The organism is Paraburkholderia sp. Ac-20340 (assembly GCF_017104965.1).
In the GTDB taxonomy this organism is placed as follows: domain Bacteria; phylum Pseudomonadota; class Gammaproteobacteria; order Burkholderiales; family Burkholderiaceae; genus Paraburkholderia.
In genome coordinates this window covers 70,405-91,032 of record NZ_JAAGPR010000007.1, presented here as the reverse complement: position 1 = coordinate 91,032, position 20,628 = coordinate 70,405, and the positions used below count along the sequence as shown (strand labels likewise).

Below are 20,628 nucleotides of genomic sequence, written 5' to 3'. Positions count from 1 at the left end.
ATGAAGGAATCCAGAATGGAACTGTCTGCTCAGAAGACGCCAGGAGAGTCCACGCTTCCCCACGCGCGTGCCAAGCGCCATTCCGTGCGCCGTGCCGAGCCAGTATCCGGCAAACTCTTCGCCAACCTCACTTTGCTGCTCATCGGCGCGTATTTTATCATCCCTGTCTTGTGGCTAGTGGTCGGCGCTTTCGACAAGAATGCGGGCTGGCAGATTCAAGTGCCTACGCTCACACTGGATAACTTTGTGGGCGCTTTGGCGGAAGGGAATGCGCAGGCTCTCTGGAATAGTGTAATTGTCTCGACGATAGCGGCACTAGTCTCCACTGGCGCGGGAATCTTGGCGGCATATTCGTTCTCGCGACATCGCATCCCATGGAAAGGGCCGATTCTGCTGACTATCCTTTTCCTCTCGGGCGTGCCCGTCACGATTCTAATTGTGCCGGTCTATAAGATGTTCGCGCAGTTCGACATGCTCTCCCTTGTACCGACAGCGGTACTGTTAGGCGTCACGTCGCTCCCGTTTGCCATCTATCTCATCAAAAACACGATTGACGCGATTCCGCGTGACCTGGAAGATGCGGCAAGCATGGAGCAGGCAAGTACGTTCCGTGTGCTTCGCTCAGTCATTGTTCCGTTGGCTATGCCCGGCATTGCATCTGCGGCTATCTTCAGCTTTGTGAACGCGTGGGGCAACTTTCTCATCCCGATTGTCCTGATTGCCGACCAATCGAGTCAACCTGCGCCCATCGCAATCTACAGCTTCATTGGTGCCGCAACGATTAGGTATGGACAGATTGCCGCGTTTTCGATTCTCTATTCGATGCCCGTCATCGTTCTTTACTTCGTGATGTCCCGATTCTTCAAGGGCGGTTTCTCGCTGAGCGGTGCTGTGCGCGGTTGACGGGAGGCGAGGGCTCTGAGTCTGCATGGGCTGATGATGCTCACGATTGACAACGAAACGGCTTTGAGTAGGTCGGCCTGGGCTGTCGCGGTGCGTCAAAGTGCGTCGCAAATTCGCCGAGTGCGAAATTGAGCCCAGCTTTTTTACCGCGAATACTGGTACACGAGGGGCGAATGCCTATGAATGACGCCTCTTGAGCATCAACATATCGGGAGTATCGAGTGAAGTTAACCGGCGGGCAGGTCATCGCGAAAGGGTTGCGCGCGTACGGAGTGCAATATGTCGCTGGTGTGCCCGGCTATGGAAACAGCGCGGTTCTGGAGGGGCTTAGTACACCAGGAGTCGGCATTCCGTTCATCAGGGTGGTGAACGAGCAAAGTGCGGTGCACATGGCGGACGGTTACTTTCGTGCATGCGGCAGCGCGATGGCCGTCATTCTCCCTGGGAAAACGGGGATTTTTACTGCAGCCGCGGCGCTTTCAAACTGCTTGTCCGACTCCTGTGGGGTACTGCTCGTAACCGGAGACCGCGCGGGTGACGACGCGAACGCGGTTTCCGCGAATTCGCCCCGGCCGAGAGCAGGGTGGGGTCCCGAGGCAACTTCGGGAGGCCTGAAGCAGTCGTGGAAAGTGCGGGGCTTCACAGAGTTGACCCAGGCAATCCATCGGGCATTTAACAGCGTGCTTGGTGCGCGTCCTGGCCCCGTTCATCTCGAAGTACCGTTCGAAATTCAAAGGCACGTCGACCATGTGGGCGCCGAGTCGCCACAGAATCGGCTTGCGCAGGGCAGGCTAAGGGGCGACCCCGCTGTCATCGAACAAGCGGCAAGTGTCCTCGCCAGTGCCGAGCGTCCCATCATCCTCGCTGGGGGCGGAGTTATCACAGCTGACGCTACTGCCGAACTTAACGCATTTGCAGAGGCGATTTTGGCACCCGTGTTAGTTGCAGGAAACGGCATCGGTGCGATTCCCCACGACCACGACTTGAACGCGGGCTGTGTAGGCTCTGCGGGAAGCCCATGCGGAGCAACCCTGCTTCGTAAGGCTGACGTCGTCGTTGCAGTGGGTAGCCGACTGTCAGACCTTCCAAATGTGTGTGACGGCGCTACTGCCTCCGACCTCGCAGGGAAGAAGCTGATTCAGATTGACGTCGAAAGGGACGAAATCGGAAGACGCTACCCCGTGGAGGTCGGCGTAGTAGCGGACGCAAAAAGTGCTCTCGTGGACCTCAAATCAGCTTTGAGCGGGAAGCTCAGACGCGCGTCGGGGGCAAGGCGGCAGGCGTTCATCGAACTGATGCGCGAGCTGCGGGGCCAGTGGAGAACAACCTTGGCTGCGAAGTCGGGTGCGCACGAAACACTCATCCGAGCGCCGCGGCCATTCCTTGAACTTCGCAAGATTTTGCACCGTGATGCGATTGCCGTAATCGGCTCAGGCGCGGTTGCACATATCGCGCGCGAGCACTTCCCGGTCTACGTACCGCGCACCTTTCTTTCTCCTGGTGCGTCGGTCGCTGGCGGATGGGCTGTTCCTGCTGCCATTGGCGCGAAGCTCGCGATGCCCGCGAGGCAAGTCGTATGTGTGGTAGAGGATGCTGACTTTCTCCAGTCGATGCAGGAAATGGCGGTTAGCGTCATGCACTGTATTCCCGTTGTTTTTGTGGTTTTCAATCAGAGCGGACCGGAATTTGTTCCGGGAGCTGTCGGCTCGCATGCAGCAAGACCTAGCGTAGGGGATTTTTCCCTTCCCGATGGACGGCCTTACTCTCTTGCATTCGCCGAAATTGCGCGGAGCTTTGGCCTCGACGCATGGCGTGTAGAGCATGCGTCGCAGCTAGACGGCGCTATCCGACGCGCGCTCGATAGTACTGGGCCTGCGTTGGTCGAAGTGATGATTGCACGCCATGAATCGGATGCAACGACCACGGTAGGGCTAGACGATTTGCAGGTTCACGCCGTGTAAAGACGCGTATCGAAGCGAGTCTCGCCCTGCGATGCGCAATGAGTCCGCGAATCGTCGCGTGGGAACGGCTCTCGCAGCGCAATACATCAAGGCGCTATCGCGGATGCTTCTTCCGGCAGGGCTCGCTCGGTCGCGGGTCCTTCAGATGGCATCGCGCGCGATATAGCTTGAATGCAGTTACCTTCTTACGCTTTTCAGCGAGATAGGTCGTCATCGATTTAGAGAGCGGATGTCCGACCTCGAGCCAGTTCGGCTTCGGGTTCTTTTGAAGCGCATGGTGCATTGGAAACTCAAATATAAAAGAGCGTCACAGTGCGTCATATTCAGGTGTCTCGCGAAATTGAGTTGGTGATTTTCTCGACTGATACTGATTCCGTGCTGCAAAAGTGACGCGCTTTCACACGAAGAACTTTTGGACTCTCTGAGTAGATTCCAGCTACGAACAACTTTTTTTGAAAAACCCGCTCAATTTTTGACTTTGCATCATAAGGGGCAATCATGTCGTTTTTTCTGAAGTCGGCTACCACGCAACCCACGGGCGAAGCTGACACCAAACAGGTCCGCCGCGTTGTCGAAGAGATGATTGCCGACATCTCGGCACGCGGCGACGAAGCGTTGCACGGATACTCCACCAAATTCGACAAGTGGAATCCCGCACAATTCCGACTGTCGCAAGAGCAAATCGACGCTTGTCTTGCCGAGCTTACTGAGCAGGAAATCGCGGATATCAAGTTCGCACAGGAGCAGGTTCGCAACTTTGCGCGGCATCAGCTGTCGTCGATGCGTGACATTGAAGTCGAAACGCTGCCGGGCGTAATTCTCGGACATAAGAACGTTCCCGTGCAGACTGTCGGTTGCTACATCCCGAGCGGCAAATACCCCCTGGTCGCATCGGCACACATGGGCATCGTGACGGCGAAAGTTGCCGGCGTTGACCGCGTTATTGCAACGTCGCCTCCGTTCGAGGGGCGCCCGAGCGCTCCGGTTATCGCGGCAATCCATCTGGCCGGTGCCGATGAGATTTATTGCATCGGCGGCGTTCAGGCCGTGACGGCAATGGCGCTCGGGATTGGCGAATTCCCGCAAGTGGACATCATCGTCGGGCCCGGCAATGCATACGTGGCCGAAGCGAAGCGTCAGTTGTTCGGTCAGGTTGGCATTGACCTTTTCGCGGGGCCGACCGAGACCGCGATTATTGCGGACGACTCGGTCGACGCTGAACTCATTGCCACCGACCTGCTCGGCCAAGCTGAGCATGGCCCGACTTCCCCGGCAGTGCTCATCACGACCTCGCGGAAACTCGGCGAAGAAACCCTCGTTGAGGTCGAGCGTCTGCTCAATCAACTCGACACTGCGGAAATCGCTCGGAAGGCGTGGGAGGGATACGGCGAAGTCATCATTTGTGAGAATGACGAAGAAGTGATTCGCGAATCGGACCGAGTGGCATCGGAGCACGTGCAGGTAATGACCCGTGACCCGGACTTCTTCTTGAAGCGCCTTCGCAATTACGGTGCGCTATTCCTTGGAGCCCGCACCAACGTCGCATATGGAGATAAGGTCATCGGGACGAACCACACGCTGCCGACGTCGGGTGCCGCCCGTTTCACGGGTGGCTTGTGGGTGGGGAAGTTCCTGAAGACCTGCACTTATCAGCGTATACTTACGGATGAGGCATCGGTGCTCGTTGGTGAGTATTGTTCACGGCTGTGCATTCTTGAAGGCTTCTCCGGGCACGCTGAGCAGGCGAATATCCGTCTGCGCCGTCTCGGCAATATCGATGTTCCTTATGGCAAGGCTGCCCCCGTCTCTACTGCAGCCGCGAAATAACCGAATGAACCGGGCTGCTTCGAACTGAAAGCATCCCGAGTGGTTGGCATGCGCTCTTGCCCGCTGGTTCTGCCAGCGGTGCAAGGGCGTTTTTCGCTTCTTCTCAAACTTATTTATACCGACCTCAGTCCGTTGTCGGACTTGAGACTGTTCAGGGACGATTTATGAACGATGTGCTGCGAGATGCCTACACAGTCCTGTTTCCAGCGTTTGGGTCACTCAGCCTGGATGCAAGCCTGGAGCGATACTTAGAGCGAGGGGGTGTTTGCTTGCTCGTCGGCGAAAGCCGTAAGGAGTATGTCGCACGTCAGATGCAGACAGACCGTTGCGCGAGCGAGACCGCTCAGCAGTTCAAGTCTCTAGCTCAGGCAGCAAGAAAAATTGCCGGCAGCGTAGTGATTGCAGTTGACCAGGAACTTAACGGAATACAGCGATTGCATCGATTGGTGCCTGCACTTCCTGAAATTTCAGACGCGCATGACATGTCATCCTCGCAATTGGCTGCCCAATGTGAAAGTGTCGCTCGGGCGGCGCGCGAACTCGGGGTGAACTTGTTTCTAGCTCCCATTGTAGATGTCGTGGTTGGGCCGAACCCTTGGCTAGAAGGACGAACGCTTGGCGCAGACCCAGCGGAAGTCGGCAGGCTCGCGCAAGCCTTCACTAGTGGCGTCCAGGCGGCTGGAGTTGCGGCGTGCGCAAAGCACTTTCCCGGTCATCCGGAGTCGAAGCTGGACCCGGCGGTCGCTGAGGCGGTCATCAGTTGCTCGCGAGCAGAGCTGGAGCCGAGCTTGGAGGTATTCCGGGGCGTGATTGCCAAAGGGGTGAAGGCAATTATGGTAGGCCCGGCGACAGTCACAGCAGTCGACGAACATTTTCCGTCAAGCAGGTCTCACGCGACCGTCGAGCTACTGCGCTCAGAACTCGCGTTTGATGGTCTTGTGATTTCGGACGACCTTGACGGTCCGGGAATTCTGCGCGGCATGTCGATTGAAGGCTGTGCCGTCGCTGCAATAGACGCCGGCGTCGATTTGTTGCTAGTGTCAAGTGAATCTGGGCTGGATTGCATTGCCGAGTCGATTGCCGATGCCGTTAAACACGGGAACCTGAAGCGCACCCGACTGGCGGAAGCCGCATCTCGAGTGAGAGTCTTCGCCGAGGAGCTCGACAGCGATAAGCGCGAGTAAAGCGCGCCTTGGTTGACGCCGAGCTGGCTGCCGGACCCTATGGCTCCAGCTTGCTTGTCTCTTCAAGTAGAGCTTGATGTAATGCCGGAGTTGCCGCAGCGATGACGCGACCGTTGCTTTCTGGTGTCAATGCGTTGCCGTTCCAATCTGTAATGACTCCACCAGCGCCGTTCACAACTGGGACAATCGGGAGGTAGTCATATGGTTTTAAGCCAGCTTCTACGACAGCGTCAACTTTTCCCGCTGCTAGCATAACGTAGCTGTAGCAATCCCCTCCAAATCTCCTGAATCGCGCTCTCTTGCTTAGAGCGTCGAACATTTTAAATTCCGAATTGCTGAACATATCGGGAGAAGTGGCAAACAAATTGCAGTTGCTCAGCTCTTGGCAACTGCTAGTGCTTATCGATGTGCCGTTTTTCTCCGTTCTACCGTCATAAGTACCGACGTATCGCTCGCGTAGTGCAGGAACGTCAACAATACCGAGTAGCGGTCGACCATTCTTGAGTAGTGCCAGCAATGTGCCCCAAATTGGCATGCCGCTGATAAAGCTTTTTGTTCCGTCGATGGGGTCAACTACCCAGCAATACTCAGCGGACAGGTTGATGGAGGCGTGTTCCTCGCCAAGTATGCCGTGTTGAGGGTACGCCGATGTAATGCGCTCGCGAATCAATGCTTCGATTTCAATGTCCGCGATAGTCACGGGACTCGCATCGGATTTCTGGTTGACGTTGACGTCTTGCATGAAGTAACGACGCGCTAGATTGCCCGTTTCATCTAACATTGAATTGGCAAGCTGTAGATGTTCATTGAACGCGTTCATGAGTGCCTCAGTCTGAAAGATTCATGCTCCACGCCGATAAGCGAGCGTATCCGTGACGCACAGCATAAGAGAGTTACTCTATTGTATGGCGTGGTTACGCGATTCGGTGTGCGAGATGCGATTCGCATCGAAAGGCATCGTTCGAAAGCAATTGTCTATTTCCATTTGCCGATAATTCTAAGGGAGAGCGTTCATGGGAAGACAGAATCGAATTGATAGTGATGTTGCTCAAAAAGTACGTGCGGTGGTGAGTTGCGCCCAGATGGAGAGGCGCATTGCAGGTGGTGTCGTCCTCGTCGCGAAGGACGGAGAACTGGTTGCGGAAGAAGCATTTGGATTTGAGAATTTGAGGCTCGCAGTTCCAATGAAGACCAGCCAGTGTTTCAGGTTGGCGTCTGTTACCAAGCCCATCGTGAGTCTTGCGGTGATAAGGCTTGTTGACTGTGGCGAGCTTGATTTGTACGAGCCTGTCACTCGTTGGCTCCCGTATTTTCGTCCATCACTAGCTACGGGAAATGTGCCAGGAATTACCTTGCATCATCTACTCACACATTCGTCCGGGCTGAGTTACGGCTTTCAGGAGGTCGCAGGTGGACAGTATGAGACGTTAGGCGTGTCTGATGGGCTGGACCAGTCGGGAATAAGCTTAGAAGAGAATCTCCGGCGGCTCTCCTCGGCTCATCTTCAGTTCGAGCCGGGCACCGCCTGGCGCTATTCGCTTGCAATCGATGTTCTAGGCGCCGTAATCGAGAAAGTCATAGGAGCTGAGCTACCCGTGGCTATAGAGGAACTGGTCTCAAGACCGCTAGGTTTGCAGTCACTGGCCTTTGCTGTATCGACAGATACAGCTCTCGCGGTCCCTTATGTGGACGGCGCCGGTGCCCTCGATGAGATGCCTGACTTTGCAGAAGTTACCCCTCCCGATGGAAACGGCGCAATCCGCTTTTCGCCAAATCGCGCCTATCTAGCTGACGAGTTCCCATCTGGCGGGGCTGGTATGGTCGGAACTGCCCCAGACGTTCTTAGACTCCTTGAAGTTCTTCGAAAGGATGGCGGTGGATTCATCAGTTCTCAGCGGGCGCGCACGATGTTCCATCCTCACGTTGGAGCAGACCTGAGAGGGCAGGGTGACGGCTGGGGCTATGGATATATGGGCGCGGTGCTCGTTGACCCTTCTGTGATGGATACTCCGCAATCGGTGGGAACCGTGGAGTGGGGGGGCGTGTATGGGCACAACTGGTTTGTTGACCGAACATCAGCGTTGACAGTCGTCTCGCTGACAAACACCACGTGGGAAGGTGTTGGCGGAAGCTTTCCGCAGGAGGTCCGTAACGCTATCTATGCGTCAATACGTTGACCTCGGAGTCATAGAGGACATCTCAGACCGGCTCTGACGAAAAGAGTCCGGGGTGACTGAAAGTCTCCCCGGACCCTGTATAGCGTTCAGTGCTCGAACGCTCAGAACTTGATACTTTGTCTGTGGAGCTCAGACGTCGATTGCGACTTTTCTTCCCAGAGCGAAACGCATGACGAGGAAGTAAGCGAGGCCGAGAGCTAACCACGTGCAGCCCATTTGCAACGTCGCAATTCGCATGGAAGACATAAGTGCGACGATGATTGCAAGGCCAATGAGCGGCATAGCCATGTGCGAGATGATTTTTCGTGAGCCCTTCTTGAACCAGAAGTATCCAATCAACGAGACGTTGACCAGCATAAACGCCGACAAGGCGCCGAAGTTCTGGAAAAGAGCGAGTTCGTCAAGATGGTCTTGAAATGCCAGGGACACCACGAGCGACACACCGGCAACAAAAAGATTGGCAACATAAGGCTGTCGGCTCTTCGTACTCAAACGAGCAAAGACATGAGGCAACTGACGGTCGCGGCCCATTGCATAGATGATTCGTGCGATTGCCAGTTGCGAAACAATCGTACAAGGTATGCCAAAGGCGAGTGCGGTGCCAATGGACGTCAGACCAAAGAGCCAATTGCCTCCTGCGTAGCGAGCGATGTCATAGAAGGCGGTATCAGCAGACGAGATATGTGCGCCAGGCGCCAAGTCGGCGGCGACCCACGTTTGCACGACGAAAAGCACAGCCATGATTGCCAGCGTTGCCATGCCAGCAAAACCAAGCAGGTGCTTCTGCTTCGGTCGAACCTCTTCTCCGAGCGTCGTTATCGCATCAAAGCCGAGGAAGTTGAGTGACGCGACGAGGATGCCGCTACCAGCTGCTGCCCAGGTAAAAGCGTGGGGATTGTAAAGGGAGCTGAGAGTCAACCCGCCGTTGCCTTTCCCGCTGTAGAGCGCGAAAAGCCCCGCACCGAGGAAGACAGCGAGTACGGCCATCATGATGACAAGGAAGATACGATTGGTCTTCGCTGTGACGGATACGCCGACAAGGTTAAGGAGCGTGCCGATTGCAATGAAACCAAGTATCCACGTCCAGCGCGGGACCTCCGGCAGGAGGCTATTCATCGCGGCGGCACTGATGATTGCCAGTAGCCCCGGGCTAATGATGTAGTCAAGGAAAAGCAGCCAGCCTGCAAAGAACCCGGCGACCTCACCGATGCCGTGCCGTGCATAAGTGTAGGCGGAGCCAGCATTCGGAAATTCTTTACTCAGCACCTGGTAGCTGCGTGCCGTGAATGCCATCGCAACTACGCTAAGGATGTAAATCAGCGGAACCATTCCGTTGCCAACGCTCGCGATGATGCCATACATCGCAAAGGGAGAGATTGGCAACATGTAGACCATGCCATATGCGATAAGGTCGCTCACGCTCAGCGCGCGGTTCAGACTCGTCGAATATTCGGCATCAGATTCTTGACTCGTGGGCCGCGTTTCATTTGCCGATACGCGGGTTGCAAAACTTTCCATGTGCTTATGACCTCCTCGCGGTACTACTCGATGACTTCTTTCTTTTGCACGTATCGCTCAATCAGCGTGCCGTATCGTTGGGTAGATAAATTCGGTATTAAATTATTTTAGCGACGATAGTCTGTTCGAAGTAACTAATACAGCTCCGCGCGTTTTATTCTGTAGTGCGCTTGGGCCGTCGCAGAGTTAATGTGCCTCACATGCCCGCGTGAAAAATTGGCGGCTCGCATGGCTAGCCAGTCAAGGGAATGGGCCGGACTTTGACTTTCTTCACACATAGCATCGATGCAATGGCAAATCTATCCCTCTTCTTGTCGCCCCACGTTGGCGCGGTAGTCAAGCAAATTGCAGATTGAATGGCACCACTGCGCTAAGAGCAACAAGCTAAGTGCAGTGTACGTTGCCAGAAATGAGGGTTGATAGTTCGCATGCGTCCCCCCGATGCAGCACAGCGACGCTATTGCTGCGTCAATGTGCGAAGCTTCTTGATATATTTACGGGGTAACCCTAATAAAACCTATCCGTTTTCCTGCTGAGAAGAGCTTCCATCACGATGTAGGAAAAGAACCCACAGCGTGATGCGCTCAATCGGGTCGTATTGCGACCCGATTTTTTGAGGTGGTTAGCTCGTGATTTCTACGCGAGTACCATCGGGTGCTACGAGGACAGCTTCGTAAAAGCCGTCTCCAGTCATCCGGGGCGACGACAACAAAAGTCCACTTGCATCGCAGCGCGCGGCTAAGGCGTCAACAGCTTCTTTACTCCCAAGCGAGAGAGCAATATGGTCCCATCCGATGCATTCGTCTGCGCTTTTATCGCCAACCCATGGGGCTGTCATTAACTCAATTTGGGCACCTCCTCCGGGAAACTGGACGAAGCAAGATTCGAAGCCTGGTCGGCGGGCGCTCTTGTATATCGCACCCACCTCAGCGTCAAAATACTGTCTCCAAAAATCTGCGGCGCCGACTAAGTCTCGTGTCCACAAAGCTACATGCGTTACTCGCATACATCATCCTCCGACGGTTTTTTAAAGGAAAATTAGGCGTTATCTAAGGCTGGTGGCGCTCTCAACAGCGTCGCGCCAGAGTTAGTGAGTTCGTTTGCTGTGAGGCTATCCACGTTGTGCTCAACGAAGATGAGGTCAAACTCGCTGAGCGAAGCGACACGAAATGTTGCGCTCGCTGTCAGTTTCTCATTGAGCGCCAACATAACGCGTTGCCGGCTATTGCGCACAAGGCACTTCTTGAAGTAGGCATCGTCCGAATTCCACACACTAAACCCAGATGACGCTGACACGGAGCATGCGCCAATGAAGCTTCTGTCAATATACATCTGTTCAACGGCTTGAAGTGCACTCGCATCAACAGCACCGCCGATGGAGCAATCAATTGTGCCACCCACCATGAAAAGCCTAATGTCTCCTCGCTGCATCGCAGCGGCCGCTATTTCGATGCAGTTCGTTGCGATGACTAAATCCAGTTGTGGCGGGATGAAGTCGACTATTGCAAGGTTGGTGCTGCCAGCGTCGAGGAAAACGAACTCGCTCGCGCGGATGGTCTGGGCGGCTGCCTGAGCTAACGCTGATTTACGATGCGCGTCGCGTCCAACCCGCGAGAGCATCGGTGTTTCGTCATGCGAGATAGGCAGCGCGCCCCCATAGACCCTGCGACATCGCCCTTCCGCGGCCAGCGCACGCAAGTCGCGTCTGATGGCATCTTCGGAAACGCCGTATTCTGCGGCGAGAGCAGCGGAGTTGACTGGCTGGCCGTTTGCCAATCGGCTTGCGATTAAATCGCGTCGGGCGAGGGGAAGAGGGGCATTCATTTCGTAATCGTAGTGTGGCGCGGCAAAATTCTAAAAGTAGCTGTCGAGCCACCGTGGATTGAATTGACCCTCGAGCGCTTCGCATCGCCTAAATGTCTACAGCCTCTTCTATGACTGCGGTAGGTAGCGCACTGACAATTCGTAAAGAAACTCCGCGGTAGCCTTCGAGCGCGATTCGTAGCGTGCCTAGCTCATCTAGGTCGCCCACCACTGACTCAGCAAGCATGTCGACAACCGGGCCTGGCGCAATGCCGGACAACTCAATCGTTTCATCTACAGTGCTCGCGCTGAAGTTAAGGGCGGTCACTTGCGTTCCCTTGCCGGCTGGGAGTTCATGGACCATGACTAGGAGGCTTGCAGAGGTGACGTCTGGAATCGCGATTTGTTTGCTGGACGCAATTTTATATGACTCACGGACTGCGAGGATGTGCTTGAGCTGAGATGCGAACGATTGCGGGTCAGCCAGCTGTTCGGGTAGATGGCCATACAACGCTAGCGCGCGTGGTATGCCTTCTTCCGATTCTGTTGCCGCTGGGTTTTCTCCCGTGAGGTCATAAGCCCCGCGCTGAATCCAACGAGTATCGCCATCGAACATACGCTCTTCAACTGTGGCAATCGGAAGGGGCAACGCACCGACAAGGTCCCATCCAGAAATTGCAAACACGCCGGGTTGAAGAGCGTTGTACATCGAGAGAAGGATGTGGACCTGACGGATGTTCTCCTTGTCTTGTTCCGACAGGCTGTGCAAGTCACGGATGTTGAGTGCTGCCGCGATGACACTTGCAGTTGTGCAGGAGACGCCGTTGGTAACAAAGCGAAGATTGTAGGGGGCGTGCTCCCCACTCAGCCGTTCATACATCGTCTCTCTAATGTGCTCGCGTAGGATGTTCCCGGGCCATGTCTGGCCCTGAAATGTGAACGTCGAATTGGCGTGAAGCGTCCAGAAGTGAACAAGCTCCAAGGTGAGCTCATCGTGATTCTGAAGAGCGTGAATGAGTGAGGCAGGGTCGATTCCATACTGGTGAACAGTTCGCAACATGAGACGCAGGAATTCTGTGTCACCTGTCAACAGTGCATGATGGTATGCAGGTCGGGTTATGAAGTCGTAAGAGAGGTCTGCACCCCCCTTGGACATCGCCGCGATGTCGTCGACGGTAAGATTCAGTTCCTGAAAGCTAAACCCACCTGCTTTGCGGATGGCCCCGCCGAGTAGCTGGTTTCCTGTAATTGAAAGTGGGTGGCTTTCCGACCAGGCATTCCCGTGGGGGCGCCGCTCGATGCCCAGGAAACCGTTGGCATCCAGGCGCAGTCCACGAGCACCGAGAATATCCAATGAATGGAGCGCGTCGCCTATGATGAGCTGCTGGGCTGCGAACGTTGGGTCGAGCCAGTTGAGTGAGGGTTGTCCCTCTTTGAAGTAGTGCAGGTAGACCCATCGGCGTACATTGCCGTCAACGCCGACCACGGGCGGGGTTGCGCTCCAGTCAGTCTCCTTTATGCCCGGCTCGAAGAAGATTACTCGCTGAAGTTGGCCTACGATGTAACACTTCTCCTTCAGAGCATCTACGGTCTCTGGTGCCAGATTGACGGAATCTCTGCCTTCGGAGACGTCTGGAAGAAGGCTCCAGTCTTCTCGCTTTATTTCAATCATGTGATAGAGACCGGGGTAGTCGCCATAGTTCATTTCGGCGAGCCTGAAGTCAGGTCCTTTCCCAGTATGCGATGGAACTACATCGTCAATTACAACCGCATTGTGTGCAGCGGCCATACGACTCATCGCTACGAATTGCTCTTCCGTGCCAAACCTCTGGTCAATCGACAAGCCAATGCGGTCGAAATTGCCGTCTACGGAGTGCGTGAATGTCTCTCCGCGGAGACCGCCGGCAACCTTCGTGGGCCCAGGGTGCAATGCTTGTATGCCGATAGACGACAGTGAGCGCCACAGGGTATTGCTTCCCAATGTCTGTAAAACCGACTCCCCGGGCGTGTTGATGACAGCACCAGGGTAAGCAGTGAGCCAGACAGATGACATGGCGCACGCGACTCGTGGACGGGCTTCGGCGTAAGGGTGAAGCCAGAGTCTGGCCTGTCCGGCATAGGTGCGCGCTCGGGCGCGTACCTGATGGAGCATGGATTGACCGACAAGCCATTCGACGTATTCTGGTGCAGGAGCATTCATGGCAGACCTCCTTGGGAAAGTCATTCATAGCGCCTGAGCGGAAAGTTCGCTCGAGCGGCAAAGGCTCGTCGCAAAGCCGATACCCGGAAAGTCCTCTGCGTCAGTCTGCGAGTGGCCACACCGCACCAAAGGTGGCCAGGTCGTTGTAAACAGGAGTCTTCGCCGGGAATGGATTTTCGGCGCCAGCTTCTACGATGCCGACAAACGGCATCCCGACTTCACATGCTGCTGCGAATTCTGTGGTCGAGTCGCCAATCGCAAGTATTTGCTCGAACGCGTATCCAGTTGCACGCGCAATCGCCGTGAACGCTTCGACCTTTCCGGTTGGTGAGCCCGTAATCGTCTGGAAGAAGTCAGCCATATCTCTATCTCCCACGATTTTGAGTAAATCGTCATGAGATGTACCGGAGACGAGGTGTAGCGAGAGCGTGCGCTCGAATCGCCGGAGGAAATTGCGTGCGCCGGGCAGTTCTGCGCAAAACGCGATTTGGTCCATGAGCAAGTTGCTGTAGCGTTTGGCCAGAGCAGCAATAGCTTTTGAGTCGGGTTCGCGACCGAATATCGAGCGCTCGAAGTGCTCGAACTTTTTCACTCGCCCTACGCCGCCGTGAGCAGCCTGATACGCGAGAATCGCGGATTTCTCTTGCTCACTTAGCGGGAATGGGTAGGATGCGATGAATAGGTCAGCCTTGAGCGAGACTGAGTCAAGTATCACGCCATCAAAGTCGAAAGCAATTGCGCGGATTTTGTTGAATTGAATGGTGCTCATGACGTTCCTCTACGCTGCTCAATTGGCCTGACAACGATGTTCACTTAGGGGCCATATGCATGACGGTTGCCGGTTCGAACTGCCCGTTCTTTTCGGTGTAGACCGTGACAACAGGGTCGGTAATATCGCCTCTTGCTGTATAGGCGAAGTGTCCGGTCACCCCACTATAGTTAGTGCTCTGAACCGCGGATAAAACCTGTGGCGCGCTGGTCGAATTGGACCGTTTCATGGCGTTAGCTACGATGTAGACGCCATCATAGAAGAACGGCGCGAGAAAGCGCACGGGTGTCTGGAAGCGTGCTTCATATGAGCGAGAGAATGCTTCTCCACGCTGCATGCTGGCCAACGGCGCGCCGACGCTAGTACAGATGACGTGCTGCGCGGCCTGCTTCGCAAGGTCAATCATTGTAGGTGTGCAGATGCCGTCTCCACCCAGCAACGGTACTGCGATGCCAAGTGCAATTGCTTGTCGGACGAGCGGAGCACCCATCGCGTCCATGCCGCCGAACATAATTGCGTCTGGCTTTTCTGATTTAATCTTTGTCAGGACGGATTTGAAGTCTATCGACTTGTCAGAAACGGCATCTCTCGAAACAATCTGCATGCCTATTGCGTTTGCGGATTTCGAAAATTCGTCTGCCAAGCCCAATCCGAAAGCACTCGCATCATCAATAACCGCAACTCGTTTCGTCTTGAGAACGTCGTGAGCATACGCGGCAAGGGCAGGCCCCTGGTTAGCATCAGTCGCGGTCAACCTAAATGCCGCGCGGTATCCAAGTTGCGTGTAACCCGGATTTGATGCGGTCGAGAGGAGCGCAATGTGTGCAGCGTTGTAGATACGAGCAGCGGGAATCGCGACTCCAGAATTCATGTGACCAACAACTGCAACGACACCATAGTCGACCAATTGTTGAGCGACTTGCGTTCCAGTGCGAGGGTCTGCGGCATCGTCCTCAGAAATCAATTGAAGCTGGATTTTACGGCCGTCTATAACCAGCCCTTTGGCGTTAATCTCATCGACTGCAAGCTGCGCACCGTTCTGATTGTCTTTGCCGAGATGCGCTTGGGCACCCGTCAGCGGAGACGCGAAACCAATTTTCACTATAACGGTCCCCGCCGTCTGAGATATCTCGCTAGCGCCACCAGTGTTACTGACGACTGCAGCGGCAAGAAGGGCTGTGGAGCAGGCGAATCGATTGAATGTCATGTTAAAAATCCCAGCGTCGTTCAGTTACTCGGCGTCACTTGCATTTGCCCGGTCTACTGCCGTGCAGTGCAGTGGCTTTGACGAAGCCATCGCAGTGCGAACTAGCATAGCGGCGATGCCAATTAGGGCTATCAATGCGACAGCAAGCGCGCAATGCATCCAGGACAGGGGAAGGAATTGCTCTAGTAGGGCAAAGAGCGAAACGTCACCGGCGAAGGAACCAAAAATCATAATAGTCTCCATAGCGGTCCAATAAGTGGGGGCGAAACATGTCCGTGTCACTCTGTCGCCGATGACGCTGACTATCGCTTGTTAGCGCTGCATGGTAAGGCGGGCCTGGTTAGTTGGCTCCGTCAGAATCTCTGGGCGCAGGATGTTGGCTAGCTCGTCTGCGGTGAGTAGCCCCTTCTCAAGGACGATTTCCGATACGCCGCGCCCCGACTCAAGGGCAGCGCGTGCGACTTCGGTTGCGTTCGCGTAGCCGATGTACGGATTCAGGGCGGTGACAATGCCGATAGAACGGTTGACGGTATCGAGAAGGTGTTCGCGATTGGCCGTAATTCCGGATACGCACCTGCGCGCGAGAGTCTCGCAGCCAGCTTTCATGTGCATGAGGCTCTTGAAGAGGCTGTGAGCGATGATGGGCTCGAATGCGTTCAACTGGAGTTGCCCGCCTTCTGCAGCCATCGTTACGGTCATGTCGTTGCCGATGACCTCAAAAGCAATCTGATTTACCACTTCAGGAATAACTGGGTTGACCTTCCCAGGCATGATGCTCGAGCCGGCCTGCATCGGCGGGAGATTGATTTCGCCAAGGCCGGCACGCGGACCAGACGAAAGAAGACGGAGGTCATTGCATACCTTCGACAGCTTCACCGCGACACGCTTGAGTACACCAGACAGCTGGACGAATGCACCAACGTCTTGCGTCGCTTCAATGAGATTCGACGCTGTGACGAGCTCAAGACCTGTAACCTGATTCAAGTGGTTACGAACGGCGGCGGCGTAGTCGGGATGCGCCGTAATGCCGGTTCCAATTGCAGTCGCGCCAAGATTGATTTCGCGAAGTAGGGTTGCTGCTTCTGCAAGGCGTGCCTCGTCCTCGCCGAGCATGACTGCATATGACGAGAACTCCTGCCCAAGTGTCATCGGAACAGCGTCTTGCAACTGCGTGCGGCCCATCTTCAGAACCTTGGCAAACTCCTTTGCTTTTGCCTCGAAGGAAAGGCGCAGCTCGGCCATGGCACCGCAAAGGTCCACAATCAGACGTTGCAATGCCAGCTTGATAGCAGTCGGATAGACGTCGTTCGTACTCTGACTCATGTTGACGTCTTCGTTTGGGTGGAGAAATTCGTACTCGCCCCGACGATGCCCCGCAATTTCCAGCGCGCGATTTGCAACGACCTCGTTTGCGTTCATGTTCGTCGACGTACCAGCTCCGCCCTGAATAACGTCAACCGGGAAGTGCTCGTGTAGAGCACCGTCAACGATTTCGCGGCACGCCGCGACAATCCAGTCAGCCTTGTGCCGCGAAAGCAGTCCGAGCTCGGCGTTCGCGAGCGCCGCCGCGGCCTTAATTTCGACAAGTGCATTCACGAGTGCCGGGTAATCTGCCACCGTCGTCCCGGTTATCGGGAAGTTGTTCATCGCGCGCAACGTATGAACGCCGTAATAGGCATCAGAGGGGACAGGGAGGTCGCCAAGCAGGTCGTGCTCAAGGCGGGCATCAGCGAAGGGTGTCATGTAAGTCCTCAAAGTTTGGCGAGTTTTTCAGAGTTATTTACAGCCGAATCCTGCTTCTCAACGGCGTTTTGCCGTCCACTTCATATGGCGTAAACCCTTGACTAGACGGCTGTTCCGGCCAGTTTTTGGGCTTCAGCCCTCCATTGGTCGAATCATAGTCCAGACCGCGAAAAAATGAAATCCTTTACATTGAGAGAAAACGTGACTAACATTCGTTCATAGGCCGTCAAATCGGGAGTTTTATGAAGAACCGGTGTGGCGAAGCTCATTGAGGAGTGGGTGCTCGGATGCATTTACTCTGTAAAAATGTAATCGTTTACTATCGTAAACACTGATTTGAGCCTTCGAGGGTCGAATCAGCTCTTAAAAGAGGTGGAGCATGAGCGCAGTCGAGCAACAGGCAGTTCAAGCCGGCGTCGAGGAAGAGGCACGCGCGGGCGGCAAGTACATGGTGGTCACCCCGGAAACCGAGGAGAGCTATTGGCAGCCGCAGCCAGCGAACGGCCACGCGTCGGTTCACGTTGCTCCTCATCTCGTCCCGATGGACCGTCCTTTCTCTGCTGGAACGCAAACGCTTCCGCCTGGCGGTGTAGTACGCAAGCACTCGCACGATGCGAACGAGGAAGTTCTGCACTTCATTTCTGGCTCAGGTAAGGCCGTGCTGGACGGTACGGAATATCGACTTGGCGCGGGCACGACGCTTTTCCTGGGCAAGCTCCGCACGCACACGTTTATCAACGACGGCGACACGGACCTGCACTGGGCGTGGTTCTTCGTGCCGTCGGGTCTTGAAAACTTCTTCCGCGACATCGGCCGCGAGCGTAAGCCGGGTGACGCAACGCCTGAACCGTTCGGCCGTCCGGAAAACGTCGCTGAAATCGAGGCGCGCACTGTCTTCGCGACGGGCGCGGGTCAAAAGTGATTGCAGAAACGAACAGCAGCGCAATCCATTACGACGTTGCGGGTGATGGGGACGCGTTGGTTCTCATTTCCGGACTTGGTGGACTCGGTGCTTTCTGGAAGCCAGTCGTTCCACTGCTGGCGGAACGCTTCCGTGTTGTCACCCTGGACCATCCGGGCGTCGGCAAGAGTTCGACGCGGGAAGGCCAAACCATTCCGGGCATCGCTGAAGCTGTTCTTGCAGTGATGGACCGGGAGCGCATCCAGACTGCTCATTTCGTTGGGCACTCGACTGGCAGTCTTGTGGCGCAGACGCTTGCGTTGGACTACACGAGTCGCTGTGAGCGAGTGGTTTTGAGCGGCGGTTGGGCTAGGGTGGATAAGCGGTTCCGGGACCTGTTTGCGTTTCGTCGATTCCTTCTCGAAACCAATGGGGTTGCTGCTTACAACGCCCTGTCGCGCATCGGTGGATATGACGGTCGCTGGTACAGCGAAAACCTGGCTTCAGATTCGGCACCTGACTTCTCTGCTGAACAGGAGGCGGACGTTGCGACCATCGTGAAGCGACTCGACATGTTGCTCGGATATGAGCGCGTCGCTGATTTGGCGGCTTTGCACAAGGACGTTCTTGTTATTGGTGCGGCAGATGATTTCATTGTGCCGTTCTACAACTCTGAAGACCTTGTGCGATTGATTCCAGCAGCGGAATTGAAACAGCTTGATGGCGGTCATTTTTTTCCGCAGGTCCATCCGAAGGCATTCGCGATGTGCGTAACGTCGTTCCTGGAGCGTAAATGAACTCTTCTACCGTTTTGGACGTAGCGCATAGCGAGGCTTCTTCCACGGTCATCAGCGCGTCGTCGCAGCAGCGCATTGCAATTATCGGTATGGGCGCGATGGGGCGCCGTGTCGTTTCGTCCCTGCGCGCTGGTCCGTTCAATGGCTTGGCGATTGCTGGTCTAGACCCCTACGCAGATGCACAGGCACTGAAGGCTGGTCTGGGCGTTGACCTGTTCGCGAATCTCGATGACCTGATGGCCTGGAAGCCGACAGTAGTCGTAGAGTGCGCGGGCCACGCAGCCGTCGAAGGAGTTGTCGCGCAATGTCTCGAGCGTGGCGTCGATGCAATCGTGGCCTCGGTGGGCGCGCTGTCATCTGACGAACTCCGAACTCGCCTCCATGATGCACAGGAAGTCGGCGGCTCTGAGCTTACCGTCGTGTCGGGCGCGATTGGTGGTCTCGATGCGTTGAGCGCAGCCCGCGGCAGCGGTATCGAATCGGTGAAATACATAGGGCGCAAGCCGCCTCGCGCCTGGAGTGGCACCCCGGCGGACGGCGAATTTGACCTCGATGCAATCGATAAGCCGACGGTCATTTTCGAAGGCACGGCGGCCGAATCTGCGCGTCAATATCCGAAGAACGCGAACGTGACGGCGGCTGTAGCTATCGCTGGCATTGGATTCGAGAAGACGCACGTAACGATGATGGCCGACCCAACCGTCAACAAGAACGTTCACGAAGTTGAGGCAAAAGGCCCGTTCGGCCAATTGAATATTCGCCTCGAAAACAACCCGCTGCCCGACAACCCCAAGACGTCGTGGCTGGCAGCTCTCAGTATTGAAGACGCAATCCTGCGTCGTCTTCAGCATGTAATTTGAGTGAGGATTGAAATGCGACTCGAAGGAAAAATTGCCCTGGTGACTGGGGCGGCCGCTGGTATCGGTGAAGCAACGGCGGAATTGTTCGCCAAAGAAGGCGCCTATGTTGTTATTGCCGACCGTAACTACGAACTGGCCAAAGCGGTAGCTGAGAGCATTGGTGACAAGGCGTTCGCAGTTCAGGTCGACGTAACGAGCGCCCAGCAGGTCAAGGAAATGGTTCAAGCCACTGTGGCTAAGTTCGGCGGCCTCGACATTCTGGTCAACAACGCCGGTATGGGAACCCGCGGCAGCGTTGTCACCATCGAAGAAGATGAGTGGGATTTGCTCATCGACGTGAACCTGAAGAGCGTGTACCTCTGTTCGAAGTTCGCGATTCCCGAGATGGTCAAGCGTGGTAAGGGCTCGGTCGTCAATCTCGCCTCAACAGTCTCCGTTGCCGGTATTCCTGACCGCGCAGCGTACTGTGCAGCAAAGGGTGGTGTCGCTGCACTGACGCGCGCGATGGCGATGGACCACGCGGAAACGAATGTCCGCGTGAACAGTGTTGCGCCGGGCGTTACGTGGTCTAAATACTATGACCAGATGCTCAAGGAAGTCCCGGACCCGGAAGCATTCGTGGCGGCACTCAAAGCTCGCGCGCCGGTGAACCGTTACGCGTCGCCTGACGAAATCGCCACCGCAATTTTGTATCTTGCATCGGATGAATCCTCGTTTGTGACGGGTTCGATGGTCACCGTCGACGGCGGCTATACCGCTCGCTAACGAAGGGCTGCGC

Annotated in this window: 17 protein-coding genes; 9 read left to right on the top strand and 8 right to left on the bottom strand. The window is 55.6% G+C overall.

Annotated features, from left to right (window positions below; all coding sequences use genetic code 11):
- Nucleotides 1-15: 15 nt before the first annotated feature.
- The 4 genes from G3N59_RS11595 to G3N59_RS11580 all read left to right on the top strand — a co-directional run bounded on the left by G3N59_RS11595 (nucleotide 16) and on the right by G3N59_RS11580 (nucleotide 5,875).
- Nucleotides 16-903 carry a carbohydrate ABC transporter permease gene (locus tag G3N59_RS11595; protein ID WP_205982755.1) on the top strand — a complete coding sequence of 296 codons (888 nt, stop codon included), beginning with the start codon at nucleotides 16-18 and terminating at the stop codon, nucleotides 901-903.
- Nucleotides 904-1,124: 221 nt separating this feature from the next.
- The gene (locus tag G3N59_RS37445; protein ID WP_205982754.1) at nucleotides 1,125-2,864 is read left to right on the top strand and encodes a thiamine pyrophosphate-binding protein; all 1,740 of its coding nucleotides are present in this window, start codon (nucleotides 1,125-1,127) and stop codon (nucleotides 2,862-2,864) included.
- A gap of 498 nt (nucleotides 2,865-3,362) precedes the next feature.
- Nucleotides 3,363-4,691, top strand: coding sequence for a histidinol dehydrogenase (gene hisD / locus G3N59_RS11585; RefSeq protein WP_205982753.1), 1,329 nt, complete (start codon nucleotides 3,363-3,365; stop codon nucleotides 4,689-4,691).
- 164 nt (nucleotides 4,692-4,855) lie between these two features.
- Nucleotides 4,856-5,875, top strand: a complete 1,020-nt coding sequence (locus G3N59_RS11580) for a glycoside hydrolase family 3 protein (RefSeq protein WP_205982752.1) — start codon at nucleotides 4,856-4,858, stop codon at nucleotides 5,873-5,875.
- A gap of 37 nt (nucleotides 5,876-5,912) precedes the next feature.
- Here G3N59_RS11580 and hisN read toward each other — a convergent pair whose 3' ends face one another.
- Complete coding sequence (gene hisN, locus G3N59_RS11575; protein WP_205982751.1) at nucleotides 5,913-6,695, bottom strand: histidinol-phosphatase; 783 nt, start codon at nucleotides 6,693-6,695, stop codon at nucleotides 5,913-5,915.
- 193 nt (nucleotides 6,696-6,888) lie between these two features.
- Between hisN and G3N59_RS11570 the strand changes: the two genes are divergently transcribed.
- A complete protein-coding gene (locus G3N59_RS11570) occupies nucleotides 6,889-8,052 on the top strand; it encodes a serine hydrolase domain-containing protein (RefSeq protein WP_205982750.1) in 1,164 nt (387 codons plus the stop codon).
- A gap of 129 nt (nucleotides 8,053-8,181) precedes the next feature.
- Here G3N59_RS11570 and G3N59_RS11565 read toward each other — a convergent pair whose 3' ends face one another.
- From G3N59_RS11565 to aspA, 7 genes are all read right to left on the bottom strand, one after another.
- Entirely contained in the window at nucleotides 8,182-9,570 is a 1,389-nt protein-coding gene (locus tag G3N59_RS11565) for an APC family permease (RefSeq protein WP_205982749.1), read from the bottom strand.
- Between the two features lie 622 nt (nucleotides 9,571-10,192).
- The gene (locus tag G3N59_RS11560) at nucleotides 10,193-10,576 is read right to left on the bottom strand and encodes a VOC family protein (RefSeq protein ID WP_205982748.1); all 384 of its coding nucleotides are present in this window, start codon (nucleotides 10,574-10,576) and stop codon (nucleotides 10,193-10,195) included.
- Between the two features lie 32 nt (nucleotides 10,577-10,608).
- On the bottom strand, nucleotides 10,609-11,394 hold the full coding sequence (locus G3N59_RS11555) for a DeoR/GlpR family DNA-binding transcription regulator (protein WP_205982747.1): 786 nt from the start codon (nucleotides 11,392-11,394) through the stop codon (nucleotides 10,609-10,611).
- A gap of 88 nt (nucleotides 11,395-11,482) precedes the next feature.
- Nucleotides 11,483-13,573 carry a maltose alpha-D-glucosyltransferase gene (gene treS, locus G3N59_RS11550; protein WP_205982746.1) on the bottom strand — a complete coding sequence of 697 codons (2,091 nt, stop codon included), beginning with the start codon at nucleotides 13,571-13,573 and terminating at the stop codon, nucleotides 11,483-11,485.
- Nucleotides 13,574-13,673: 100 nt separating this feature from the next.
- Nucleotides 13,674-14,342, bottom strand: coding sequence for an HAD family hydrolase (locus tag G3N59_RS11545; RefSeq protein WP_205982745.1), 669 nt, complete (start codon nucleotides 14,340-14,342; stop codon nucleotides 13,674-13,676).
- A 40-nt stretch (nucleotides 14,343-14,382) separates the two neighbouring features.
- Nucleotides 14,383-15,549: a branched-chain amino acid ABC transporter substrate-binding protein gene (locus G3N59_RS11540; RefSeq protein WP_205982744.1), complete on the bottom strand. Its 1,167-nt coding sequence runs from the start codon at nucleotides 15,547-15,549 to the stop codon at nucleotides 14,383-14,385.
- Between the two features lie 312 nt (nucleotides 15,550-15,861).
- Nucleotides 15,862-17,292, bottom strand: a complete 1,431-nt coding sequence (gene aspA, locus G3N59_RS11535) for an aspartate ammonia-lyase (protein WP_205982743.1) — start codon at nucleotides 17,290-17,292, stop codon at nucleotides 15,862-15,864.
- 379 nt (nucleotides 17,293-17,671) lie between these two features.
- Between aspA and G3N59_RS11530 the strand changes: the two genes are divergently transcribed.
- From G3N59_RS11530 to G3N59_RS11515, 4 genes are read left to right on the top strand one after another with little or no spacing between them, the layout of a single operon-like run.
- A complete protein-coding gene (locus G3N59_RS11530) occupies nucleotides 17,672-18,214 on the top strand; it encodes a cupin domain-containing protein (RefSeq protein ID WP_205982742.1) in 543 nt (180 codons plus the stop codon).
- A complete protein-coding gene (locus tag G3N59_RS11525; protein ID WP_205982741.1) occupies nucleotides 18,211-18,990 on the top strand; it encodes an alpha/beta hydrolase in 780 nt (259 codons plus the stop codon). The genes G3N59_RS11530 and G3N59_RS11525 overlap by 4 nt, the downstream gene beginning before the upstream one ends.
- Nucleotides 18,987-19,850, top strand: coding sequence for an aspartate dehydrogenase (locus tag G3N59_RS11520; RefSeq protein ID WP_205982740.1), 864 nt, complete (start codon nucleotides 18,987-18,989; stop codon nucleotides 19,848-19,850). The genes G3N59_RS11525 and G3N59_RS11520 overlap by 4 nt, the downstream gene beginning before the upstream one ends.
- Before the next feature lie 12 nt (nucleotides 19,851-19,862).
- Entirely contained in the window at nucleotides 19,863-20,615 is a 753-nt protein-coding gene (locus G3N59_RS11515; protein ID WP_241023380.1) for an SDR family oxidoreductase, read from the top strand.
- The last annotated feature ends 13 nt before the right edge of the window (nucleotides 20,616-20,628 follow it).

Excerpts from the sequence above, each read along its gene's own strand:
- G3N59_RS11570 (WP_205982750.1), top strand. The coding sequence starts at position 6,889 with ATGGGAAGACAGAATCGAATTGATAGTGATGTTGCTCAAAAAGTACGT.
- G3N59_RS11540 (WP_205982744.1), bottom strand. The coding sequence starts at position 15,549 with ATGACATTCAATCGATTCGCCTGCTCCACAGCCCTTCTTGCCGCTGCA.
- treS (WP_205982746.1), bottom strand. The coding sequence starts at position 13,573 with ATGAATGCTCCTGCACCAGAATACGTCGAATGGCTTGTCGGTCAATCC.
- G3N59_RS11515 (WP_241023380.1), top strand. The coding sequence starts at position 19,863 with ATGCGACTCGAAGGAAAAATTGCCCTGGTGACTGGGGCGGCCGCTGGT.
- hisN (WP_205982751.1), bottom strand. The coding sequence starts at position 6,695 with ATGAACGCGTTCAATGAACATCTACAGCTTGCCAATTCAATGTTAGAT.
- G3N59_RS11580 (WP_205982752.1), top strand. The coding sequence starts at position 4,856 with ATGAACGATGTGCTGCGAGATGCCTACACAGTCCTGTTTCCAGCGTTT.
- aspA (WP_205982743.1), bottom strand. The coding sequence starts at position 17,292 with ATGACACCCTTCGCTGATGCCCGCCTTGAGCACGACCTGCTTGGCGAC.
- G3N59_RS11555 (WP_205982747.1), bottom strand. The coding sequence starts at position 11,394 with ATGAATGCCCCTCTTCCCCTCGCCCGACGCGATTTAATCGCAAGCCGA.
- G3N59_RS11595 (WP_205982755.1), top strand. The coding sequence starts at position 16 with ATGGAACTGTCTGCTCAGAAGACGCCAGGAGAGTCCACGCTTCCCCAC.
- G3N59_RS11545 (WP_205982745.1), bottom strand. The coding sequence starts at position 14,342 with ATGAGCACCATTCAATTCAACAAAATCCGCGCAATTGCTTTCGACTTT.
- G3N59_RS11565 (WP_205982749.1), bottom strand. The coding sequence starts at position 9,570 with ATGGAAAGTTTTGCAACCCGCGTATCGGCAAATGAAACGCGGCCCACG.
- G3N59_RS11560 (WP_205982748.1), bottom strand. The coding sequence starts at position 10,576 with ATGCGAGTAACGCATGTAGCTTTGTGGACACGAGACTTAGTCGGCGCC.
- G3N59_RS11520 (WP_205982740.1), top strand. The coding sequence starts at position 18,987 with ATGAACTCTTCTACCGTTTTGGACGTAGCGCATAGCGAGGCTTCTTCC.
- hisD (WP_205982753.1), top strand. The coding sequence starts at position 3,363 with ATGTCGTTTTTTCTGAAGTCGGCTACCACGCAACCCACGGGCGAAGCT.
- G3N59_RS11530 (WP_205982742.1), top strand. The coding sequence starts at position 17,672 with ATGAGCGCAGTCGAGCAACAGGCAGTTCAAGCCGGCGTCGAGGAAGAG.